The organism is Bacillus sp. FSL K6-3431, from assembly GCF_038002605.1.
Taxonomy (GTDB): domain Bacteria; phylum Bacillota; class Bacilli; order Bacillales; family Bacillaceae_C; genus Lederbergia.
Genome location: NZ_JBBOCT010000001.1, coordinates 1,769,636 through 1,789,388, shown reverse-complemented (window position 1 = coordinate 1,789,388; position 19,753 = coordinate 1,769,636). Strand labels below are relative to the sequence as shown.

The following is a 19,753-nucleotide window of genomic DNA, read 5'->3' as shown; positions in this document are numbered from 1 at the left end:
ACCAGATAAAATGAGAAGCAATAAACCGAGAAACATCACCTTATGGATTTATCCGTAAGTATGTATGACCTTTTTTTATGATCAGGCAATGAGAAGCTGACGCAGCAATGCATCGCTTATCATGGACCAAATGATTAAGTTAGAAAGGGCGCATGGTGGATGCCTTGGCACTAGGAGCCGATGAAGGACGGGACTAACACCGATATGCTTCGGGGAGCTGTAAGCAAGCGTTATATCCGAAGATTTCCGAATGGGGAAACCCACTGCTCGTAATGGAGTAGTATCTATTTCTGAATACATAGGAAATAGAAGGCAGACCCGGGGAACTGAAACATCTAAGTACCCGGAGGAAGAGAAAGAAACATCGATTCCCTGAGTAGCGGCGAGCGAAACGGGAAAAGCCCAAACCAAGAGGCTTGCCTCTTGGGGTTGTAGGACACTCTATACGGAGTTACAAAGGAACGGGGTAGACGAAGAGGCCTGGAAAGGCCCGCCAGAGAAGGTAACAGCCCTGTAATCGAAACTTCGTTCCCTCCAGAGTGGATCCTGAGTACGGCGGGACACGAGAAATCCCGTCGGAATCTGGGAGGACCATCTCCCAAGGCTAAATACTCCCTAGTGACCGATAGTGAACCAGTACCGTGAGGGAAAGGTGAAAAGCACCCCGGAAGGGGAGTGAAATAGATCCTGAAACCATGTGCCTACAAGTAGTCAGAGCGCGTTAATGCGTGATGGCGTGCCTTTTGTAGAATGAACCGGCGAGTTACGATTTCATGCAAGGTTAAGTTGAAGAGACGGAGCCGCAGCGAAAGCGAGTCTGAATAGGGCGAATAAGTATGAGGTCGTAGACCCGAAACCAGGTGATCTACCCATGTCCAGGGTGAAGGTAAGGTAACACTTACTGGAGGCCCGAACCCACGTACGTTGAAAAGTGCGGGGATGAGGTGTGGGTAGCGGTGAAATTCCAATCGAACCTGGAGATAGCTGGTTCTCTCCGAAATAGCTTTAGGGCTAGCCTCATGGTTAGAGTCTTGGAGGTAGAGCACTGTTTGGACTAGGGGCCCTCAACGGGTTACCGAATTCAGACAAACTCCGAATGCCAAAGACTTATCCATGGGAGTCAGACTGCGAGTGATAAGATCCGTAGTCGAGAGGGAAACAACCCAGACCGCCAGCTAAGGTCCCAAAGTATACGTTAAGTGGAAAAGGATGTGGAGTTGCTTAGACAACCAGGATGTTGGCTCAGAAGCAGCCATCATTTAAAGAGTGCGTAATAGCTCACTGGTCGAGTGACTCTGCGCCGAAAATGTACCGGGGCTAAACGTATCACCGAAGCTGCGGATTGACACCTCTGGTGTCAATGGTAGGAGAGCGTTCTAAGGGCTGTGAAGCTAGACCGGAAGGACTAGTGGAGCGCTTAGAAGTGAGAATGCCGGTATGAGTAGCGAAAGAAGGGTGAGAATCCCTTCCACCGAATGCCCAAGGTTTCCTGAGGAAGGCTCGTCCGCTCAGGGTTAGTCGGGGCCTAAGCCGAGGCCGAAAGGCGTAGGCGATGGATAACAGGTTGATATTCCTGTACCACCTTATTTCCGTTTGAGTAATGGGGGGACGCAGGAGGATAAGGTAAGCGCGCTGCTGGATATGCGCGTCCAAGCAGGTAGGCTGGAGTGGAGGTAAATCCTTCACTCTAAGGCTGAGCTGTGATGGCGAGGGAAATTTAGTACCGAAGTTCCTGATTCCACACTGCCAAGAAAAGCCTCTAGCGAGGAAATAGGTGCCCGTACCGCAAACCGACACAGGTAGGCGAGGAGAGAATCCTAAGGTGATCGAGAGAACTCTCGTTAAGGAACTCGGCAAAATCACCCCGTAACTTCGGGAGAAGGGGTGCTCATTTGGGTGAATAGCCCAGATGAGCCGCAGTGAATAGGCCCAGGCGACTGTTTAGCAAAAACACAGGTCTCTGCGAAGCCGCAAGGCGAAGTATAGGGGCTGACGCCTGCCCGGTGCTGGAAGGTTAAGAGGAGCGCTTAGACTTCGGTCGAAGGTGCGAATTGAAGCCCCAGTAAACGGCGGCCGTAACTATAACGGTCCTAAGGTAGCGAAATTCCTTGTCGGGTAAGTTCCGACCCGCACGAAAGGCGCAACGATCTGGGCACTGTCTCAACGAGAGACTCGGTGAAATTATAGTACCTGTGAAGATGCAGGTTACCCGCGACAGGACGGAAAGACCCCGTGGAGCTTTACTGCAGCCTGATATTGAATGTTGGTGCAGCTTGTACAGGATAGGTAGGAGCCGTAGAAACCGGAGCGCTAGCTTCGGTGGAGGCACTGGTGGGATACTACCCTTGCTGTACTGACATTCTAACCCGCAGCCGTGATCCGGCTGGGAGACAGTGTCTGGCAGGCAGTTTGACTGGGGCGGTCGCCTCCTAAAGAGTAACGGAGGCGCCCAAAGGTTCCCTCAGAATGGTTGGAAATCATTCGCAGAGTGTAAAGGCACAAGGGAGCTTGACTGCGAGACCTACAAGTCGAGCAGGGACGAAAGTCGGGCTTAGTGATCCGGTGGTTCCGCATGGAAGGGCCATCGCTCAACGGATAAAAGCTACCCCGGGGATAACAGGCTTATCTCCCCCAAGAGTTCACATCGACGGGGAGGTTTGGCACCTCGATGTCGGCTCATCGCATCCTGGGGCTGTAGTCGGTCCCAAGGGTTGGGCTGTTCGCCCATTAAAGCGGTACGCGAGCTGGGTTCAGAACGTCGTGAGACAGTTCGGTCCCTATCCGTCGTGGGCGCAGGAAATTTGAGAGGAGCTGTCCTTAGTACGAGAGGACCGGGATGGACGCACCGCTGGTGTACCAGTTGTTCCGCCAGGAGCATCGCTGGGTAGCTATGTGCGGCAGGGATAAGTGCTGAAAGCATCTAAGCATGAAGCCCCCCTCAAGATGAGATTTCCCATAGCGCAAGCTAGTAAGATCCCTGAAAGATGATCAGGTTGATAGGTCCGGCGTGGAAGTGTGGCGACACATGGAGCTGACGGATACTAATCGATCGAGGACTTAATCAAATATGAATTAAATCGATGTTTCACGCGTTTACCTACTCATTTATCTGGTTTTGAGAGAATGAAAATTTCTCTTGAAAAATACATAAAAAGCGTTATAATAGTAAATGTTGAGTAATTTTGTCTGGTGGCGATAGCGAAGAGGTCACACCCGTTCCCATCTCGAACACGGTAGTTAAGCTCTTCAGCGCCGATGGTAGTTGGGGGTTTCCCCCTGCAAGAGCAGGACGTTGCCAGGCTATAATTATTCCGCAGTAGCTCAGTGGTAGAGCTATCGGCTGTTAACCGATCGGTCGTAGGTTCGAATCCTACCTGCGGAGCCATTGGAGAGCTGTCCGAGTGGCCGAAGGAGCACGATTGGAAATCGTGTAGGCGGCTAACGCTGTCTCAAGGGTTCAAATCCCTTGCTCTCCGCCATATAAGTCTCATTAATTATTTTACACATAATGGCCCCTTGGTCAAGCGGTTAAGACACCGCCCTTTCACGGCGGTATCACGGGTTCGAATCCCGTAGGGGTCACCATTTAATCTATTACAATTCGTCGCGGGGTGGAGCAGTTCGGTAGCTCGTCGGGCTCATAACCCGAAGGTCGCAGGTTCAAATCCTGCCCCCGCAATCATAAATAATTCAAGGTTGAACTTTGAATTATCTGGTCCCGTGGTGTAGCGGTTAACATGCCTGCCTGTCACGCAGGAGATCGCGGGTTCGATTCCCGTCGGGACCGCCATTTTAATCAAAGATATATACTAACTTATATTTAATATATAAGTTTTGAGATAAGCAAGAAGATTGAGGAAGCAAGCGCATGAGCACCGAAACGTATATAAGTACGTGAAAATGTGAGTGAGTAAAGCTGACAAAGAGATTCGTTGCTTAGCGAAAACGGAAAATATATGGCTCAGTAGCTCAGTCGGTAGAGCAAAGGACTGAAAATCCTTGTGTCGGCGGTTCGATTCCGTCCTGAGCCACCATTTCTTTAAATAATATATGGTGGGGTAGCGAAGTGGCTAAACGCGGCGGACTGTAAATCCGCTCCCTCCGGGTTCGGCGGTTCGAATCCGCCCCCCACCACCATTTTTATAGGGGTATAGTTTAACGGTAGAATAGAGGTCTCCAAAACCTTTGATGTGGGTTCGATTCCTACTACCCCTGCCAATTTATTATGGCGGCTATGGCGAAATGGCTAACGCATCGGATTGTGGCTCCGACATCGTGGGTTCGATCCCCACTAGTCGCCCCATTTTAATAATTTATCATTGATGGGCTATAGCCAAGCGGTAAGGCAACGGACTTTGACTCCGTCACTCGTTGGTTCGAATCCAGCTAGCCCAGTAAATGCGGAAGTAGTTCAGTGGTAGAACATCACCTTGCCAAGGTGGGGGTCGCGGGTTCGAATCCCGTCTTCCGCTTTTAGTAGTAATACGGCGGCATAGCCAAGTGGTAAGGCATGGGTCTGCAACACCCTTATCACCGGTTCAAATCCGGTTGCCGCCTCCATATAGTTTAGCCTGAGTGGTGGAACTGGCATACACGTTGGACTCAAAATCCAATGCCTTCACGGGCTTGTGGGTTCGAATCCCACCTCAGGTATCATAAAAGGCGAGAAGCCTTGATACTACTGACTTTCAACATTTATGTTGAAGGTCTTTTTTTGTTGTTTTCTATTGGACTGAAATAAGCTAAAATCCAACGCGGTGAGTCTCACGCATAGGAGGAAGAAAATGGCTAGAAGAAAAAATAAATTACCAGCAGAGGAATTAAGTTTTCTTAAATTAAAAAATACAGATGAAGAAGCCTGTAAGAAATTTGAGCGAGATTGCAACATAAGAAATTTACGACCAGATTCAATAATGTTCTACAAAACCAGGTTGTCTATAACTAGAACTACCTTAGATGAGATAAGTATCAATAAAGAAATTGTTGAACTTACACAGAAAGATATTGAAGACATGATTATTTACCTAAAAGAAAAAATAAAAATTGTAAGTATCAATACCAGAATAAGGGGACTGAAATCCTTCTTCAGCTTCTTGCACAAAGAAAAACTGGTAAGACCAAATCCTATGAAAAATATTAAACAGCTTAGAGACCGAAGAAGAATTATCGAAACTTTAGAAGATAAAGATATTGAAAATATTGCGGCTTATATAAAAGAACAAAAAACTTTTGTAGGAATACGTGATTATAACATCTTATTAATAATGATTGATACTGGAATCAGGTAATCAGAACTATCAGGGGTTGAAGTTGGAGATGTTCAAGGGGATAAATTAATTGTTAGAAAAACCAAAAATTTAGAAGAATGTACGGTATATTTGTCGAAGAAGGTTCAAGAAGAAATCAGCAAATATATTAAATTACGAGGTGAACTGAATCGTGATCAGTAATTCATTAATATGGATAATGAACCACTTCAGCCTAGAAGTATTCAAAGAAAATTTGAAGGGTATAAGAGATTGCTTGAATTTAATCAACAACTTTCTCCCCACGTATTTCGGCATACTTTCGCGAAACGCTCTATTTTATCTGGAATCAATGCTTTTTCATTAGCGGCGTTGTTGGGGCATTCTGATCTTACAATCACTCGTCGCTATGTGAATTTTTGGTCAACAGACTTAGAAGAACAGGCGAGGAATTTTAGCACATTAGGCAAGTTAAAATTGTGATACGATTATACAGAATATCCCAATAATATATGCACATTCTTGCTTTAGTGTGTTAAAGTGTAACTAAAAATAAAAAGCCTATCGGTCAACGGGCTGACACCCTAACGATAAGGCTCTCTACAATTCACAAGGAATCGCTATCTTTAATTATAAGATACATTTACTTGAAATACAAGAAGAGAAGAAAAATGTTAGTAAATGGTAGGATGGAAGAGTTAGTTACATATAGCAAAGGTTCATACTAACCGGATTTATTTATATCGGAAATCAAGAACAGATTGGAGCTTACAGATCTTCAAATTAGGCAAGCGTACTTAATCTCTGACCTCGCAATAAAAGCTGAAGGTGTATTCAGTATTGCCTACAACACCTTTGTAGAAATGTTTGAGGAAAGATTTAAGGTGAAATAAGTTTATCGTCTGTAAGAAGAATTTTTGGTTTGCTCCAAAATATCGGAATTCTGACTATAAATGCTGCTAAGGGAAAAAACAACAAACAATCCGCGAATATTTATATAATCGAACAAATTCAAGTAGAACAACCAGTTGAGCATCCACAAGAACAAGTATATGAGACTCTATCTGAACAACATAATATAAATATAACTTTAAACAAGACTTTAAACAAGACTTTAAACAGAACCTCTAACAAACCTCTAAAGAATAATGATAACAATACTGTTAACAAAGAAGTCAAATATGATTATAAAAAAGAATTAGAAAACGAAACACCCTACAAGTTAGTAACCGAATATATGTCTAAGGGATTAAATAAGTTGATATGCTTAAATGTTATTCATGAAGTCAATAACAACAAATGGAGACACAAAAACTCCATTGAAAATTATGGAGCATATTTAAGAAGGTGCCTAGAATCAGCTTTGATAAAAGTTGAAAAGAAAGCCGGTAAAAGAGATCGAAATGAAAACTGGAATAAAGCACAGAAAAATATGCCCGAATACTTACGGTTCAATTGGCTTGAACAATAACCCAGTATCTTTAAAGTTGATCCAGAAGTACCTTTAACGACTTGTATTGAATTTTAAATACGGATTAAAAGTAATTTCTTGTAGTTGGGCTTAATGCTTGCTTTTTTAAAATTAAAACAAAATGGACCACTTAGGTCCTTAAATGAAAGCTCAAGTTTATCACTACGGCTTTTGTTAATTGGATTTATAATATTTTTTTTAATGTGATTTTCAATTTCTGAGACAACCTCTTTGATAATATCAATTGCTTGTGATAAGAATTCACTAGATATAACTATCTCAATATCAATTACTTCAAACTCACTTAGTACATATTGATATTGATCTGGTCTTACAACTCCAGTCTTATGAGCAACAATATTTCTTACTAGATATATAATCCTTTTAGATCTTCAAAACATCTGGATTTATTGTAGTTTGTCATTTTTTCTTAATACCTCGACCAATCATTTAACATAAAATGTCCAACCTTATTCATTTCTTTATTAATATTAATTAGGAGACTCAAAAGATCCTATAGATCATCCAAAATTTCATTAGTATTAAAACTATTTTTCCTGTCTTTAGCATAGATGGATTTTTTATAAATAATTCAATAATGCCTGATTTAAATATGTTTCAAATGTACCCAAAACAAATACACTTAGTATAGAAAATATATACTTATCCAAGATAAAGTGCTCTTTGTGTGATTCATCTACTGCTTTTTTTATTAACATTAATTCGTCGCCATCAAGTTCAACTTTTAATAATAATCATCTTCATCAAAATTAGGTAATTCTGAGTGCCAACGTTTTAAGTCGGATCTAAAAAAATTTTTGAAATTCTTTTTCATCTGAACCTTCACTTTCTATGTGACCAGCGGCGATCATTAAATTTAGATGTGAGGTCATCATTTAAAGGGCCAGCTAAATTTTTAAGTATACCTGGCGATGGTGTTTCTCTCTTACCATTTTCTAAAGGAAAGGCAAACACTTCAACGGGAGACTCATCATTATTACCGAATCACTTCGACACTTGCAACGGGTAAAGGTAACTGCTGAGACGCTTAAAGTAAGAGTGGCCCAAGACGTGGATTTACGAGACGACATTGTAGACCTTCAGTAGCTCTTTTTATTTATGAGATGAATCCGGTGAGTTTATTAGCGAAGTAGAAACGGTGAAGGAATATGGGTTAACCTTGTGATATAATATATTAAATACTTGTTATAAGAACGGTTTTGGTCCACTTCAAATAAAATAAAGAAACAGAGCGAAACAAGAACAAAAACCAGCCCAAGATTATAAATATTCTGTCCAAGGTGAGAGAATATTTTTTTATAATACGGTAGTAAAAATCAAAATAAGAATAGGATAAGTGATTTGTCTTAAGTAACCCCTAAGGAAGTAGAATTCATTTTTGAATTGACTTCCTTAGGGGTTACACCAATCCAATTCAGGACAGCGTAAATCCGATAAAGAATAGGTAATTCTGAAACTTTTATATAATGTTGATTTTAAACTAATTAAGTGTATTGGAATGGCAAAGATTAGAATTCTATTTTTATCTTTCAGTTATATGATATGAATAAAGAATGAAAGCTAATAATCATCTCGAATACTAAAGAATAAAATTGTTAGAAAGACTCACGTACGGATCTTTGAGAAGCGCATGAATTTTTTCATGCACTCTATTGTGTTGATATGAGTGGCGATTCTGATGATGGGAATAGGCATTAATTTACATACGGAGGGGAAATTCATGAAGTATTATACCCCTGAAGAAATTGCGAAAAAAAGGAATTTAAAATTTGTTTACTTTTTCAATTAATATTTCTTTAATATTCTTGTATACTTGCTTAGTAAGTAAAGGAAAATTGTCTTGAGATGAATCAAAGTGGTATAAATACGGTTTTTCTAACCATTACTTCAGTGCTCCTGTTTATTCTATTAAGTATGATTCTCTATTTTCTATGGAAACGGGCAAAAATGGGTTATTATTAGCACGGAAGAAAGTTAGTCAATTGGCTATCCAAATGGCAATGTCGAGAAATAATACATATGAGGAGAAAAATATATATGGATTTTATTAGTAACCAGCTTTTAGAATTTGAAATAAATCCTACCTTAGTTAGGTATCTTTCTACTGTTATTATGATTCTTTTTATCGCGCTGCTCTGTTTCGTAGCGAATCTTATCACGAAAAAGGTCGTAATCAGGGTCATTACACATATCGTGGCAAAAAATAAAATCCAATGGGGTAATATTCTTTTGGAACGAAAGGTTTTTCGCAAATTATCTCATATGGTTCCTGCAATAATCATTTATTACTACGCTCGCACTTTTCCAACCTACAGAGATCTTATAGAAGAAGGTGCAATAACTTATTCAATTATTGTAGGATTAATGATTATTAATAGTCTATTAAACGCAATTAACGATATTTATCAAACCTATGAAATTTCTAAGGCTAGGCCGATTAAAGGATATATTCAGGTCATTAATATTGTTGTAATCACTCTTGGAATTATCGCAGTTATTGCGAACATGATGGGGAAAAGTCCACTTATTCTTCTTAGTGGGATCGGTGCCCTCTCAGCTATTTTCATGTTAGTTTTTAAAGACTCGATATTAGGACTTGTTGCAGGGGTACAGCTGACAGCTAATGATATGGTTCGCGTTGGTGACTGGATTGAAATGCCTAAATATGGGGCAGATGGTGATATTATTGATATCTCTTTAAATACAGTAAAGGTACAGAATTTTGATAAAACGATTACGTTTGTTCCAAGCTATGCCCTGATATCTGACTCTTTTATAAATTGGAGGGGAATGCAATCGTCTGGAGGAAGACGGATTAAGCGTTCAATATTTATCGATACAAATAGTGTTTTATTTTGTACCGAGGAGATGATTGAGAAATTTAAAAATATCCAGTATCTTTCGGACTATATCATCAAAAGAGAACATGAAATTGCGGATTATAATGAGAAGAATGAAATTAATCGAAGCAATCCAGTGAATGGAAGAGTTCTTACGAATATCGGTGTATTTAGGGCGTATATTAGCAATTACCTGCAAAAGCATCCTGGAATCAATCAGGAAATGACCTTAATGGTTAGACAATTAGCGCCTAGCGAACATGGAGTACCAATAGAAATATATGCATTTTCAAATGACGTAAGATGGGCAGTGTACGAATCAGTTCAAGGTGATATCTTTGACCATCTATTAGCAGTAGCACGAGAGTTTGGACTTCACTTGTTCCAGAATCCATCAGGAAATGACTTAAAAACCATGGTGGATGAATCAAAAAGAAAAGTAATGGTGAGGGAAAAGGATTGAAAAAGTTAAAGATACAGAAGTTAATTCAAAAAGTGGCTAAAGGATAATAAGTACTTTTATTGAATTTATAAAAACCTGTGAAGAGCTTTATAAGGATGCTATTGAAGCGGATATTCCTAATAAGATGAATGCTGAATATATTTCCTTCTGTATCAATAAAATATCCCTGCCATTCCATATCCGGTATGGCGTATTTTGGCAAAGCAACCAGATGAGAATGCAAAATAGAATCAATGTATTTTATGAATCAGGAATATCTAGGCATATTCAGGTTAAGAGACTAATTAAACACTCACGAATGTTGAAATATCAACGTTTGTAGGTGTTTTTTTGCTTGTTGCTAATTTAGTATTGCTTGTTACCAACTTGTACCAGAGTTTGCACAACGCCTAGCAAACACTTTACAATGTCAATATGTACATGTTTTTGCTAAAAACAAAATGAGCCAGAACAAAAATCACATTAATTTGTCGTTTTCAAGAGAAAAGTATACGCGAACAATATTAGAACTGTAGCAAATCATTCATCAAAGATTTGGCATTATGCTTCGTTTCCGGATACCTGCTCGCCTCAAAAACTTTATTCCGGTTGTGGTTGGAGCTAAAAATGCAAATGCTGATGAATTGTCTCAGACAGCTGGAATTGCAAAAGAAACAGTTTCATATGTAGTGGTAATATATAGGGTGGAGCAAGAGGGATAGATACGACAAATAAGAAAATGTTTAGTTAGAATAATAGGGATATAAAGGGGACATATAATGAGAAGAATTATTTTAACAACAGAGAGTGGAGCGGATTTACCAAAAGATGTAGCTGACAAACATGCTGTTCAAGTGGTCCCGATGCACGTTATCATGGGTGGAAAAGATTATTTAGATGGTTCGTTGCCAGTAGAGGATATTTATGAGTATCATAAGCAGACGAAAAAAGTCCCCTCTACAACGGCGACCAATGCTTATGAATATGAACATTTTTTTAAGAAGATAAAAGCGGATTATCCGGATTGTGTCATAATACATATTGGTTATACGTCAAAAGCATCTTCATCCTTTCAAAATGCCATTATTGCAACGGAAGAGTTGGATGATATATTCCTGATTGATGCTTTGAACGTTACAGGAGGATTAGCAGCTATCGTGATGTATGCGGTTCACTTATTAGAGAAAGAACCTACAATTGAACCTGAACGCTTAGTAGAAAAAATTGAATCCATCGTTCCGAAATCCAGACTAGTTTTTGTTCCCGGCAGTTTAGAATTTTTAAAGGCGGGTGGACGAGTCAGTAATCTAGCTTATCTAGGTGGAGCTTTGTTAAAAATAAAGCCATGCATTGAATTAATAGATGGAAAACTCGTTTCCACCAAAAAATACCGCGGGATAATGAGCGCCGTTACAGAAAAACTTTTGCATGAGTATTTACATCAATACGATATTGATAAAGAACAACTATACTTATTGTACTCGATTGGCCTTGATGATGTTATCAAGGATAGAATGATTGATATCGCTAAAGAATATGGCTTTAACAATATCAAATGGATACAAGCCGGCGCTATGATTTCCACTCACGCTGGACCAGGCGGATTCGGAGTAGCAGGACTAGAAAGATAGGAAGGGACATGGAATCTGAGAATAAATCAGCAATATTAATCGATTGAAGAGAGGAAGCACGCTATTCAGGGGAAGTGGAACCAATCGATATAGGTAGCCGGACATATTCCTAGTAAAATCAATAAATTTTGGACAGAAGGATAAGAACAAGCTTCATTTAAAAATGGCAAACTTTCGTGATGTAAAGCTATTATATGCCGGAAACTATAGTGATTGGGTCTCATATGATGATATTCCGTTGGCGAAAGGCAAAGAATGAAGAAAATTCAAGGAGGCAAACTAATACTATCTTTTTCAAGTAGAAGGGTATTAGTTCGAGTAAAGGTGCGAATACCTTATCAATCTTCGCATTAGGTGGATTGAATAAAATTGGGGGAAATATGTAAAGGGATTTAATTGCGAAATTAATCTGTATTTTATCAACTTATAGTAAACAAAAAAGGCTAATCATCTATAAAAGTAGGTGATTAGCTTCTTTTTCTCTTTGTACTTTTTCAGTGCTCTTTAAGTTTCAATGGTTTTTCTTATTTCGAGCGACTTATGAACGTCTGGTTTAGAGGGGAAAATAAACATTTTTATAGATTGCTATCTCTTTAAATGTAATTTTAATGTTATATAAATCCTACAGCAAAGATCATTTGCTTAGTCTTTGGATACAATATCATATGATTTTATTTCATGTAAGGATGATAAGAAAAAGCTTCCGGTAGTATAATTTTCTATTTTCCATTCGCTATCACCTTCGTCATAATAAAGGGTCATATAGTATGTAGTGGTTGCATCGTCACCTTGTCTTAATAAAGCGTACGCATGAAGTTGAGGTTCGTTAAGTGTGTACTCTGCTTCTACTTTTAACTCATAACGATTTAGTTCTTCATTATATATAGGAGTTTTTAAAGTGTCGATATCATAACGAGCCTTTATAAAGGTAGCGATATACTCTTTGTTTTTTCCATGCAGGTTTTTTGTTTGCTTCTTAACAGCATCTTTATACACCTTAGGGACAAGCGTCAAATTAGACGTATCTGACGTTTGTAAGGCTTCTATATGTTGTTCCCAATTTTTGTTTAGCATGATCATTATCTCTTCACGTTCTTCAGGTGATAGAACAACAAAGTTACTCATATCTATATTTCGTTGTTCTACTAAAAAGTCATCGGAAGTAGCAACACCCCAAGGGAATTCCTTCTCTAATGTAAAAGTGATACTACCATCTATTGGGACCATGCCTAGCTCTTCTGGTTTAGTTCCAATTTTAGCGTCTGTTTTATTTCCGTTCATGTATAGGGTAGTATCATTATATGTAGTGAATGCCTCCACTTTGCTAGCATTAATGGATAGATTTTCTTCTACCTCGCTATCTTCTAGGTTAAATAAATCTACTTCTTTTGTTTCTTCCGCATCGATGTATTTACCAAGGAGCTCAGCTTTTATTTCATAGGATCCAATTGAAAATGGTCCATACGAGTGATAATCATTTTTTATGGTATTAGCCTCTACTTCCATTTCACCTATGAAAATTTTGGCATCGTCTTGGTCAACGGCTACACTAATGTTTGCAGGAGTAATTAATAAAGAATAGTTATGAAAAAATAACCACTTTTTACCTGCCCGCTGTAAAGAAATATTAGCAAAATGCTTTTCTCCAAGCTCAATATATTTACTGTTTTCTTTATATTGTTCCGCTTGATGATTTAGATTGTTAAATAACTTGTCTTTATCATTTGGATGATCTTTAAAATATGTAAGCAATAAGTCTGCATCATCTTCCTTGAAATCCCATGTGCTTGAATTTGACTTTAAAAGAGATGTAATTGTATCTACATCATTTTTATTTATTGCCTCTCTAAATGTCGCTACTGTTTTTTCAGGTGAGTAGGCATTTAAGCCAATCTGATATAAAACGATTCCTAGCAAAATAACTGTGACACAAGCAGATAAGATAATGACTAACTTTTTTAGAAAGGGGGGTTTAGCCCTTTTTTTAGCAGGTGGTGCTTCAACAGCTACCCCGCAGTTTTGACAGAATACTGCATTTGGGTTTAATGAAGTCTTACATTTTGTACAATTCATTAAAAAACCTCTCTTTTTCTTTTCTGGAATAATATCAAATTTAAGATATACATCAATCTATTTTACTATTACTGTATTTTATTTCCACTGCCAACAGTCATAGGTATTTTAGCTGAATGCAGGCTATTAAAGTTTTGGTATTATACTATTTAGCGAAAACAAGTATCGTACAGACTAGTTTGTCAGTGGCTTCAAGCGAAGCGGCTACACTATATTAGTTAAGGAGTGAGAAACATAGGCGAACAAGATGAAACAGTATTATTGGAAACAAAAACAATAAAGGAACATGTACAGGAACATAGCATAAAAGATCAAATTGTCGTATACAAAAATTTGAATGAAGTCAGTATAAAAGAAAGATGTGTCGGTGTTTTTCCATATGTTATTTTTTTTATTTCACTCTTTATTTTAATACTTTATTTAATTATCACTAAGCTCTAATCTCCTAGGAACTATAGATGATTGATAGGTATGTTGACTTATATTAGTAATAAGATGATGGTTCAAATGGCTTATTTTGTCGGAAATATGAACACATTTGTACATCTTGATCGATATATAGTGTATCGTCAACTAATGAAATATCTGTGACTGCGAGGATTTAGTTTATTTTAGGTATTTATTATATATTTTAACTTCATTCAGCAGAAGTCCCCCACTTTTATAAGTGGCGAGATGAATGCGATTTACCTAATTCAGTGGGAGTGCAAATTCCGGCTGAATGAAGTGAAAGCCTCCGGCGGATGTCACAGATTTTTAGAGGAAGTTTATCGAGCGAGCTCGATAAAATCTGGACGCAATTCCTCCGAGGCGGAATTGATCTAGCATTATATTTTTTTGAAGGTTGGTGGTGTTATTGAAAAAGCTACAACTTGTTATTGTAGAGGCGGATTCACTTTTTTTAAAATCTTTTAGCGAATACATCATGTCATCTAATTTACAATCAAAATTTGATGTTAAGCTTTTTTCTAGTTCCACAAGTATGAATCATTATATAGCTTCAGGACAGTCCTATGACATTTTATTAGTTCAACCAGATTTATATAATGAAGAAATGCAAAACGACGAGAAAAGTATGGTCGTATTTTTACAAGAAACGAAAGAAAACATGGAGAATGATATCTATTCTGTTTATAAGTATCAGCCTTTAAATAAAATGTTATCTAGCATTCTCTCAGCCTATTATGAAAATCATTCAACCTTTTCGGGGATTGCTAGAAAAGGGATAAAAACGAAGGTGCTTTCATTTTATTCGCCTGTTGGTGGTTCTGGGAAAACAACCGTATCCGTCAATATGAGTAGGCAGTTGGCTTTAATGGGAAATAAGGTTTTTTATTTAAATTTAGAACTACTAAATACAACATCACTATATTTCCAGCCGCAGGGGGATTTACCTTCTTTGCAAATTCTTTATTATTTAAAAGCAAGGCCAGATCAATTATTGGCAAAGGTAGAAGCATTGAAAAAGTTTGATGATGCGTCAAAGGTGGACTATTTTGATTTGCCACCTTGTCCCGATGAAATGATGTCCATTACAAAAGATGAGACGAAGAGACTTATACAAGCATTGATTGAAACGGAAAATTACGATTATATTTTAATAGATCTTGATAGTGCCATTCATGAGCGTATAGAAGCTGCTATTGAGGAAAGTAATCAAGTCATTTGGCTGCTAAATAATGACCTACAAAGTTTTCATAAGACTTCAGCGATGCTAGAGCGAATGGATGATGTATTTGGGGCGGAACATCATCTAGCTGAAAAGGTTGCCTTTGTTATGAATCATTTTACTGGGCAGTTTCCGGAGGCTTATCATAAATATAATTTACCGATCCGCGGTTACTTACCAAATATCGTAGAGTGGTTCCAAGTAATTGATACACAGCAAGTACTTTATCATCCTTTATTCATGCAGGAGTTACTTTCAATCATTGAAGATATCATAGTAAGGGATCAGGCAGGTGTGACAGTTGATTGATGAAAAAGATGTTAAGGATATTATTCAAAAGCTTAGAGAAACATTGGATTTAATGCACTCTATTCCAAATGGAGAGCTACTTGAATATGTGGAAACTGCAGTGTTTGAATATGCACAAACAAATCGGATTAATTCCGAACAAATCCAATGGCTTGTTGAAAGAACCTTTAATGCATTTCGCGGCTACGATGTTTTACAACCATTAATTGATGATAAGTCGATTACAGAGATTATGGTAAACAATCATAAGGAAATTTTTATAGAACGTGATGGTGAAGTTTCACAAGTAGATATTGAGTTTGAAAGTGAGCAAAAACTAGAAGACATCATTCAATCGATCGTTTCAAAAGTGGATAGGGTGGTCAATGAATCGTCGCCAATCGTTGATGCAAGATTACAAGATGGTTCGAGAGTAAACGTTGTGTTACCACCACTGGCATTAAAAGGACCAGTCATGACGATTCGGAAATTCCCAGAAAAACCGTTAATGATTGAAGACTTAATTGAAAAAAAGGCTATTACAGGAGAAGCTGCATCGTTTTTGCAAAACTTAGTCGCTGCAAAATACAATATATTTATTGGCGGGGGAACTGGTTCAGGTAAGACAACCTTTTTAAATGTGCTGTCAAACTTTATTCCGATGCAAGAACGGATTATTACTATTGAAGATTCAGCGGAACTCCAAATCAAAAATGTACCGAATATAGTAAGCTTGGAAACTCGTAATGCAAATACAGAAGGAAAAGGTCAAATTACCATTCGTGATCTGATCAGGACATCGCTTCGTATGAGACCTAATAGAGTGATTGTCGGAGAGGTTCGTGGGGGAGAGGCGTTGGATATGCTACAAGCAATGAATACTGGCCATGATGGCTCGCTTTCAACTGGACACGCCAATTCAACGATAGATATGCTAAGTCGTTTAGAAACGATGGTCCTAAGTGGTGCAGCATTACCTGTTCAGGTGATTCGTCAACAAATTAATTCGGCGATTGATATTATGATCCACTTATCTCGATTGAGAGATAATTCGAGAAAAGTTGTCTCCATAAGTGAATTAGTTGGCTTGGAAGGGGGAGAAATACAACTTAATCCATTATACGAGTTTGTTGAGGAGGGTGAGGGTCCTACAGGTAAGATTATTGGCCAATTACTTCCAACTGGAAATCCTCTAAAATCTGTTTCAAAGTTAAAACAAGCAGGAATATATGAGCAAGCGAATGTATAATCTTAGACTGCTTGTCCTTAAGACGTGGTAAATATTATTGATATGATGACTTGCTAAATGAGTCGAAAATCAACAGCTACATATAACATAGCCGTCTTTAAATAAGAAACGAGGTGGTGATTAAATGAATAAAGATATGTTGATTCTCTTGCTGCTACCTCTTCTATTTGGTATTTATTTCTTTATAAATTATCGGAAAAAGAAAAAGGAACAAGCTGGACAGATAGAAGATAATCAACCCAATCAAAGTGCTTTAGTACAAAAAGCGTTTGAAAAAAAGCAAGAGATTGCCATTGGAAAAATAAGGCAAGTGGAAGGTCACTTAATCGATTATTCAAACTATTATTTGAGTATGCGAGAATATCTCTTTTATATGAGCATATCAATGATTGTCATTTTTTTAATAGGCTACTTATTTTATGAAAGTATTATTTTTGCGCTTATATTAGCAACAATTGGCTTTATCTATCCAAGGATTCAGAGAAAAAACTTATTAGAAAAGAGAAAAGAAAAGCTATCTGTGCAATTTAAAGAAGCAATTGCTTCCCTTTCCTCCTCACTAGCTGCTGGAAGATCGATTGAAAACAGTTTTAAAGAGATTGTATACGATCTTAAACTTTTATACCCCGATCCAAACACATATATCATCCGGGAATTCGAAATCATTAATCGTCGTGTTGAGAATGGTGAAACGATTGAGAGAGCGATTCAAGATTTTGCTATTAGATCTGACTTGGAGGATATAATTAATTTTTCCGATATATTTATTACTTGTAAACGTACAGGTGGTAATCTTGTAGAAGTCATTCGGAGAACAGCAGATGTTATTAGTGAAAAAATTGATATCCAGCAGGAAGTGCAAGTAATGATCGCACAAAAAAAGTTTGAATCGAGAATACTTACTGTTATGCCAATAGGTATGATTGCCTTGTTAAAATACAGTTCCGGTGATTATTTAGCGCCTTTATATAATTGGGCAAACTTAGGGCCAATTATCATGACGTTTTGTTTGGGATTGCTTGGTCTAGCCTTTTGGCTAAGTCAACGAATTATGAATATAAAGGTGTGATCGACATTGGTTATTTATGGAGCATTTACTATTATCTGTATTGCATTTTATATTGCTCTTTCTGTTACCTCTCGGAATAAATATGACGAGGCGATAAACGAATTTACAGGTATATATCCTCTAATGTTTATGGCTCCTGTATCTTTGCATATTTTAACTAAACTAAAATTAATGGAGCGACTCCATACTCAGGCAGCTTTTATCCAACAAAAAATGATTAGTTTACATGGAAGCAGAAGTGCGTTAAAACATTCAAGAATGTTTATAGCCCAACTTATTTCTATCATTATTATTTGTATAATAGGGTCTTTAGTACTCGCATTGCTTACATCAGGTGATCATTTATTATTTGGGGTAGGGATTATGTTTACAATAATGATTCCAATGTTGCTAATTAATCAATTAACATCGATGGAAAAAGAACGTAAACATAAAATATTATTGGAATTGCCTGAAGTCGTTAATAAAATAATTCTACTAGTTAATGCAGGTGAAACGGTCCAACAGGCATTGATTCGTTGTGTGGAACTAAATAATAATCATGATTCACCTCTTTATAAAGAATTAAGAGAAACAGTTAACCAGTTGACGAGTAATGAACCATTTCCACATGTTATGAACGAGCTAAGTAAAAAGTGTGCCATCCAGGAAGTAGCTATTTTCACTACAACTGTTTTGCTTAACTATCGAAAAGGTGGACAGGATTTAATCTTGTCATTACGTGAATTATCACATGATCTATGGGAAAAACGAAAAAATATATCAAAGACAAAGGGAGAAGAAGCTTCCTCTAAATTGGTTTTCCCATTAATCTTAATCTTTGTTGCTGTGATGATTATTGTCGGTTATCCGGCAATAACCATCATGTAAATATAATCACTTTAGAAAATGGAGGAATTAAGAATGAGCATTTTAAATAATTGGGTTAAGAAGTTTTGGAAAGATGAGGAGGGAATGCAAACACTTGAAATAATGCTAATTATTGCTGTAATTGTTGTAATCGCTTTGGCATTTAGAAAACAAATCGTAGGATGGGTAGATGATCTCTTAAGCTTTGGTGATACTAAAGTAAATGAATTCAAACAAGAATAATAGGCTGGAGTGTCTTCGATGAAGAAGAGAATGAACGTTTTTTTGAAAAGTGATAAAGGGAGTTTTACGATTGAGGCATCGCTGATTTTTCCGATGCTTCTCATTATCACATTATCATTAATCTTTTTTAGTCTCGTAATCTATTATAAATCTGTTCTACAATATGATGCGAATCGAATAGCAGACCAGGTAGCTTTTTCTTGGAGTAATAGTTCCTCGGACTTAAAAACGGGAGAATTTGACACATACACGACCGATTTGGATGATGGATTATATTGGAGACTAACTGGGAATAATTTTTTATCACAGTTTGGTTTAACGATGTTTGGTGATTCAGGATTAGTCCAGAAAAAAGCACGCTCCGAACTTATTGAGCAAATCCCAGGACCGATATCAGGTGACATAAAGTTTGAAAATGGATTGTTTGGTAGCAAAATTGTCGTAAACCTTGAGCAACCACTTTATTTGCCTTCATTCGTTAAGAATATGTTTGGAATAGATATTATGAAGGCGCGGGCAACTCGCTCTATTACTGAACCCGTGGAATTCATCCGAAATACTGACTTTGTCATTTATTTCTATAACGACATTAAAACATATGGTGGCTATATAAGTGATTTTAAGACGCTTAGAAAAAACAAAAAGTAGTGAAAGTAAATTTA

Annotated in this window: 13 protein-coding genes, 13 tRNA genes, 2 rRNA genes and 1 pseudogene; 27 read left to right on the top strand and 2 right to left on the bottom strand. The window is 37.7% G+C overall.

The window, feature by feature from the left end; translation table 11 throughout:
• Nucleotides 1-132: 132 nt before the first annotated feature.
• The 19 genes from MHB53_RS09155 to MHB53_RS09065 all read left to right on the top strand — a co-directional run bounded on the left by MHB53_RS09155 (nucleotide 133) and on the right by MHB53_RS09065 (nucleotide 10,041).
• Nucleotides 133-3,065: ribosomal RNA gene (locus MHB53_RS09155) — 23S ribosomal RNA — on the top strand.
• A 120-nt stretch (nucleotides 3,066-3,185) separates the two neighbouring features.
• A 5S ribosomal RNA gene (rrf, locus tag MHB53_RS09150) occupies nucleotides 3,186-3,301 on the top strand.
• Nucleotides 3,302-3,310: 9 nt separating this feature from the next.
• Nucleotides 3,311-3,385, top strand: a tRNA-Asn gene (locus MHB53_RS09145).
• 2 nt (nucleotides 3,386-3,387) lie between these two features.
• Nucleotides 3,388-3,479, top strand: a tRNA-Ser gene (locus MHB53_RS09140).
• 31 nt (nucleotides 3,480-3,510) lie between these two features.
• Nucleotides 3,511-3,585 (top strand) — tRNA-Glu (locus MHB53_RS09135).
• 20 nt (nucleotides 3,586-3,605) lie between these two features.
• Nucleotides 3,606-3,679, top strand: a tRNA-Met gene (locus MHB53_RS09130).
• A gap of 35 nt (nucleotides 3,680-3,714) precedes the next feature.
• Nucleotides 3,715-3,790, top strand: a tRNA-Asp gene (locus MHB53_RS09125).
• Between the two features lie 168 nt (nucleotides 3,791-3,958).
• Nucleotides 3,959-4,034, top strand: a tRNA-Phe gene (locus MHB53_RS09120).
• An 18-nt stretch (nucleotides 4,035-4,052) separates the two neighbouring features.
• Nucleotides 4,053-4,137 (top strand) — tRNA-Tyr (locus MHB53_RS09115).
• 7 nt (nucleotides 4,138-4,144) lie between these two features.
• Nucleotides 4,145-4,218: transfer RNA gene (locus MHB53_RS09110), tRNA-Trp, on the top strand.
• Nucleotides 4,219-4,228: 10 nt separating this feature from the next.
• A tRNA-His gene (locus MHB53_RS09105) sits at nucleotides 4,229-4,303 on the top strand.
• A 20-nt stretch (nucleotides 4,304-4,323) separates the two neighbouring features.
• Nucleotides 4,324-4,395, top strand: a tRNA-Gln gene (locus MHB53_RS09100).
• Nucleotides 4,396-4,400: 5 nt separating this feature from the next.
• Nucleotides 4,401-4,472 (top strand) — tRNA-Gly (locus tag MHB53_RS09095).
• Nucleotides 4,473-4,486: 14 nt separating this feature from the next.
• A tRNA-Cys gene (locus MHB53_RS09090) sits at nucleotides 4,487-4,560 on the top strand.
• 9 nt (nucleotides 4,561-4,569) lie between these two features.
• Nucleotides 4,570-4,653: transfer RNA gene (locus MHB53_RS09085), tRNA-Leu, on the top strand.
• A 131-nt stretch (nucleotides 4,654-4,784) separates the two neighbouring features.
• Nucleotides 4,785-5,288 carry a tyrosine-type recombinase/integrase gene (locus MHB53_RS09080; RefSeq protein WP_340917428.1) on the top strand — a complete coding sequence of 168 codons (504 nt, stop codon included), beginning with the start codon at nucleotides 4,785-4,787 and terminating at the stop codon, nucleotides 5,286-5,288.
• Nucleotides 5,289-5,459: 171 nt separating this feature from the next.
• Nucleotides 5,460-5,729, top strand: a complete 270-nt coding sequence (locus MHB53_RS09075; RefSeq protein WP_340917426.1) for a tyrosine-type recombinase/integrase — start codon at nucleotides 5,460-5,462, stop codon at nucleotides 5,727-5,729.
• Between the two features lie 439 nt (nucleotides 5,730-6,168).
• Complete coding sequence (locus MHB53_RS09070; RefSeq protein WP_340917424.1) at nucleotides 6,169-6,717, top strand: hypothetical protein; 549 nt, start codon at nucleotides 6,169-6,171, stop codon at nucleotides 6,715-6,717.
• Between the two features lie 2,058 nt (nucleotides 6,718-8,775).
• On the top strand, nucleotides 8,776-10,041 hold the full coding sequence (locus MHB53_RS09065; RefSeq protein WP_340917422.1) for a mechanosensitive ion channel family protein: 1,266 nt from the start codon (nucleotides 8,776-8,778) through the stop codon (nucleotides 10,039-10,041).
• Nucleotides 10,042-10,165: 124 nt separating this feature from the next.
• On the opposite strand, the pseudogene MHB53_RS09060 reads toward MHB53_RS09065, so the two are convergent.
• A pseudogene (locus MHB53_RS09060) lies at nucleotides 10,166-10,249 on the bottom strand (VOC family protein); the annotation flags it as partial.
• Between the two features lie 334 nt (nucleotides 10,250-10,583).
• On the opposite strand from MHB53_RS09060, the gene MHB53_RS09055 reads away from it, so the two are divergent.
• Both MHB53_RS09055 and MHB53_RS09050 read left to right on the top strand, forming a co-directional pair.
• Nucleotides 10,584-10,742: a hypothetical protein gene (locus MHB53_RS09055; protein WP_340917420.1), complete on the top strand. Its 159-nt coding sequence runs from the start codon at nucleotides 10,584-10,586 to the stop codon at nucleotides 10,740-10,742.
• Between the two features lie 57 nt (nucleotides 10,743-10,799).
• Nucleotides 10,800-11,651, top strand: coding sequence for a DegV family protein (locus tag MHB53_RS09050; RefSeq protein WP_340917418.1), 852 nt, complete (start codon nucleotides 10,800-10,802; stop codon nucleotides 11,649-11,651).
• 642 nt (nucleotides 11,652-12,293) lie between these two features.
• On the opposite strand, the gene MHB53_RS09045 is transcribed toward MHB53_RS09050, so the two are convergent.
• Complete coding sequence (locus MHB53_RS09045) at nucleotides 12,294-13,724, bottom strand: TcaA second domain-containing protein (protein ID WP_340917416.1); 1,431 nt, start codon at nucleotides 13,722-13,724, stop codon at nucleotides 12,294-12,296.
• A gap of 856 nt (nucleotides 13,725-14,580) precedes the next feature.
• Here MHB53_RS09045 and MHB53_RS09040 point away from each other — a divergent pair.
• The 6 genes from MHB53_RS09040 (at nucleotide 14,581) to MHB53_RS09015 (ending at nucleotide 19,739) form a co-directional block, all read left to right on the top strand.
• On the top strand, nucleotides 14,581-15,702 hold the full coding sequence (locus MHB53_RS09040) for an AAA family ATPase (RefSeq protein WP_340917414.1): 1,122 nt from the start codon (nucleotides 14,581-14,583) through the stop codon (nucleotides 15,700-15,702).
• Nucleotides 15,698-16,930 (top strand): CpaF family protein, encoded by a 1,233-nt coding sequence (locus tag MHB53_RS09035; protein ID WP_445661510.1) that lies wholly within the window; start codon nucleotides 15,698-15,700, stop codon nucleotides 16,928-16,930. The genes MHB53_RS09040 and MHB53_RS09035 overlap by 5 nt, the downstream gene beginning before the upstream one ends.
• A gap of 124 nt (nucleotides 16,931-17,054) precedes the next feature.
• Entirely contained in the window at nucleotides 17,055-17,999 is a 945-nt protein-coding gene (locus MHB53_RS09030; RefSeq protein ID WP_340917409.1) for a type II secretion system F family protein, read from the top strand.
• A 6-nt stretch (nucleotides 18,000-18,005) separates the two neighbouring features.
• Nucleotides 18,006-18,869, top strand: coding sequence for a type II secretion system F family protein (locus tag MHB53_RS09025; RefSeq protein ID WP_340917407.1), 864 nt, complete (start codon nucleotides 18,006-18,008; stop codon nucleotides 18,867-18,869).
• A gap of 33 nt (nucleotides 18,870-18,902) precedes the next feature.
• Entirely contained in the window at nucleotides 18,903-19,091 is a 189-nt protein-coding gene (locus MHB53_RS09020) for a Flp1 family type IVb pilin (RefSeq protein ID WP_340917405.1), read from the top strand.
• A gap of 18 nt (nucleotides 19,092-19,109) precedes the next feature.
• The gene (locus MHB53_RS09015) at nucleotides 19,110-19,739 is read left to right on the top strand and encodes a TadE/TadG family type IV pilus assembly protein (RefSeq protein WP_340917403.1); all 630 of its coding nucleotides are present in this window, start codon (nucleotides 19,110-19,112) and stop codon (nucleotides 19,737-19,739) included.
• Nucleotides 19,740-19,753: the final 14 nt, after the last annotated feature.